The organism is Actinomadura sp. NPDC048032 (assembly GCF_040653175.1).
GTDB lineage: Bacteria > Actinomycetota > Actinomycetes > Streptosporangiales > Streptosporangiaceae > Spirillospora > Spirillospora verrucosospora.
The window spans coordinates 1-3,374 of the sequence record NZ_JBEZJP010000622.1 but is presented as its reverse complement, the minus strand read 5'-3'; the positions used below and the strand labels follow the sequence as shown (position 1 = coordinate 3,374).

Here is a 3,374-nt window from a genome sequence, read left to right as displayed (position 1 = left end):
GCCGTCGGGGCGGGGGGCGAACCGATCCGTCACGCCGGTCGTCGGACTCCATGAGATCGGCGTCAGTGGAAGGTGGACGAGTTGAGCGGCGAGGACTCCGGGTACGTGCCCCCGGACCACAAGACGACCGCCGAGTTCGGCGTCTCCAGGAAGTCCCCGGTGTCCGGAGAGCTGCCCCTTCCCGGGACGGTGGACGGTCCGGCCGACGGCGACGACCTGGACGACGACCTCTTCGACGGGGACGCCACGACCCATGACGTTCCCCCGTCGGACGCCGTGGTGATGCAGGACCTCCCGTCCGACGACCCCGAGGACGATCTGGAGACGACGTACCAGGACGGTCCGGGCGTCGAGCCGGACGACGACTTCGACAGGACGCTGCGCGATCCGGGCGTCATCACCTTCCAGAAGCCGCCGCCCGCGGACACCGTCGACGAGCTCGACGTGACCGCGTTCCAGCCTCCCGCCACCTTCACCGACATCCCCATGGAGCAGCCCGCCAGGCCCGCGCCGCCCCCGGCCGCTCCGCCCGTCCCGCCCCAGGCCGCTCCGCCCCAGGCCGCTCCGGCCGTCCCGCCACCGGCGCAGCCTGCCGCCTTCGAGCAGGGCGCGAACCCGGCGCCGGTGTACGCCCAGCCTCCCGCTCCGTACCAGGAGCGCGCCCAGGAGCCGCCGCCCTTCCGGGAGCCGGCGCCCTTCCCCGAGCCGGCGCTCTTCCCGGAGCAGGCGCCCCCGTCGGAGCAGGCGCCGCCCGCGCAGGTCGCGGCCCAGGCCGCCGCCCCGATGCCCGCCGAGGCGCCGTGGACGGAGCAGTTCGCCTCCGAGGAGGAGACGGCGAACCCGGCGGAGAGCGGCCCCCCGGCGTTCGCCTACGGGATGCCCGGGGCCCCTTCCCCCGCCCAGAGCACGATGCCCCCGCACCACGAGTCGACCGTCCCGCCGATGCCGCCGCCCGCGGTGGCGTCGCCGTCCGGCGGGCTGCCCGGCGGGCCGCCCGGCGGGCAGCCGCCGTCCCGGTCGCGGCGGCCGCCGGTCCTCATCCTGCTGGGCGCCCTGGTGGTGGTCCTCGTCCTGGTCGGCGTCGTGGCGCTGGTGCTCGGCGGCGGCTCCGAGAAGGGCAAGGCCTCCGGTCAGACGTCCCCGACCCCGTCGGCGAGCGGTCCGGCGACGGGCGGCGGCACCGGGCCCGCGCCGTCCGGCGCGCCCACGCCCGGCGGCGGCGCGCCCGCCACGCCCCCGCAGTCCGGGGCCCCCACGAACCAGCCGCCCGGGGGGCAGCAGCCCGGCGGGCAGCCCGTCACGCCGCCCCCGGTGACCACCGCCCCGATCGGGCCGCTCGTGCAGGGCAAGGGCATCACGTACCAGCTCGTCCAGCAGGACAGCGGGTACTTCGAGGGCAAGATGGTCATCACGAACCACACCAAGAAGCCCCTGAAGGCGTGGAAGCTGACGTTCAAGGCCCCCCGCGCCGACGTGAAGAACATCTGGGGCGCCCGGCTCGTGCACGGCGGCTCCACCGTCGAGATCAGGAACCTGGACGGCGTCCCCCCGATCCAGCCCGGCTCGACCTGGGACATCCAGTTCGGCGCGGCCGGGACGGCGTCCACCCCGAAGTCCTGCGTGCTGAACGGCAGGGCCTGCGGCTTCTGACCGGCGTACTAGGCTCTTGACCATGCGTATCGCCAGATTCTCCACCGACGACGGCATGTCCTTCGGTGTGGTGGAGGAGAACACCGTCGCCGTCATCGCGGCCCACCCCTTCGGGGAGCTGACCTTCACCGGGCAGCGCCTCCCGCTCGCCGACGTCCGGCTGCTCGCCCCGATCCTGCCCAGCAAGATCATCGCGATCGGGAAGAACTACGCCGACCACGTCCGCGAGATGGGCGGGGACGAGCCGCCCGCCGAGCCGGTGCTGTTCTCCAAGCCGTCCACCGCCGTGATCGGCCCGGGGGAGGCGATCGCCTACCCGCAGAAGCTGTCCGAGCGCGTCGACCACGAGGGCGAGCTCGCCGTCGTCATCGGCCGGATGTGCCGCGAGGTCCCGGCGGCCCGCGCCGCCGAGGTCATCCTCGGCTACACCTGCGCCAACGACGTCACCGCCCGCGACCTGCAGGCCAAGGACGGGCAGTGGACGCGGGCCAAGGGCTTCGACACGTTCTGCCCGATCGGCCCGTGGATCGAGACCGAGGTCGACCCCGCCGACCTGTCGATCTCCACCACCGTCAACGGGGAGGTGCGGCAGGAGGCCCGCACGTCCCTGCTGCTGCACGACGTCCCCACGCTGGTCGAGTACGTCAGCCAGGTCATGACGCTGCTGCCCGGCGACGTCATCCTGACCGGCACCCCCGCCGGCGTCGGCCCCCTGGAGGTCGGGGACGAGGTCACCGTCACCGTCGAGAACATCGGCAGCCTCACCAACCGGGTCATCGCCCGCGACTGAGGGGGCCCAGGTGTTCAGCGGCTTCAGCGACGAGGCGTTCGCCTTCTACGAGGGTTTGCAGGCCGACAACAGCAAGCCCTACTGGACGTCCCACAAGGACGCCTACGAGCGCCACGTGCGTGAGCCCTTGGCCGAGCTGTGCGCCGAACTCGAAGGCGAGTTCGGCGCGGTCAAGCTCTTCCGCCCCTACCGCGACGTCAGGTTCAGCAAGGACAAGACGCCGTACAAGACGCACCAGGGCGGCCACACCAGCGAGGGCTTCTACATCCAGGTCGACGCGGACGGGCTCATGGTCGCGGGCGGCATGTACGCCCCGACCCCCGACCAGCTCCGCCGCTACCGCGAGGCCGTCGCCTCCGACACCCACGGCGCCGAGCTGCGGGCCATCGTGGACGACCTCCGCGCCGCCGGCATGGAGATCGCCGGCGACCGCCTCAAGACCCGACCGCGCGGGACCGACCCCGACCACCCCCGCCTTGACCTCCTGCGGCACCGCTCCCTCTACGCCCGCGAGGGCTGGCCCGCCGACCCGTGGATGTCCGACGCCGACGAGGTCGTCTCCCGGGTCGGCGCGTCCTGGCGGCGCCTCCGCCCCCTCGTCGCCTGGGGTCACGAGCACATCGGACCGCCCGACTTCACCCGATGACCCTCCGGTCGGCCAATCGTTTTGGCCCTGCTCCCACTGTCCTGTATTCTCTTCGAGGCGCGAGCAACCAGCCGGAAACGGTTCGGGAGCCCGTACCTCACTGGGGTATGGTGTAATCGGCAGCACGAGTGATTCTGGTTCACTTAGTCTAGGTTCGAGTCCTGGTACCCCAGCTGCGTCCGCTCAGGCGGACACACGCCCCCGTCGTCTAGTGGCCTAGGACGCCGCCCTCTCAAGGCGGTAACGGCGGTTCGAATCCGCTCGGGGGTACGTGGCGGGCTTCCCTGC

Annotated in this window: 3 protein-coding genes and 2 tRNA genes; all 5 read left to right on the top strand. The window is 72.7% G+C overall.

Annotated features, from left to right (window positions below; translation table 11 throughout):
- Positions 1–81 precede the first annotated feature (81 nt).
- Positions 82–1,650 carry a cellulose binding domain-containing protein gene (locus AB0C69_RS40170; protein ID WP_360361646.1) on the top strand — a complete coding sequence of 523 codons (1,569 nt, stop codon included), beginning with the start codon at positions 82–84 and terminating at the stop codon, positions 1,648–1,650.
- Positions 1,651–1,672: 22 nt separating this feature from the next.
- Complete coding sequence (locus tag AB0C69_RS40165; RefSeq protein WP_360361643.1) at positions 1,673–2,440, top strand: fumarylacetoacetate hydrolase family protein; 768 nt, start codon at positions 1,673–1,675, stop codon at positions 2,438–2,440.
- Positions 2,441–2,450: 10 nt separating this feature from the next.
- Entirely contained in the window at positions 2,451–3,086 is a 636-nt protein-coding gene (locus AB0C69_RS40160; RefSeq protein WP_360361640.1) for a DUF2461 domain-containing protein, read from the top strand.
- Positions 3,087–3,187: 101 nt separating this feature from the next.
- Positions 3,188–3,259 (top strand) — tRNA-Gln (locus AB0C69_RS40155).
- Between the two features lie 24 nt (positions 3,260–3,283).
- A tRNA-Glu gene (locus AB0C69_RS40150) sits at positions 3,284–3,356 on the top strand.
- The last annotated feature ends 18 nt before the right edge of the window (positions 3,357–3,374 follow it).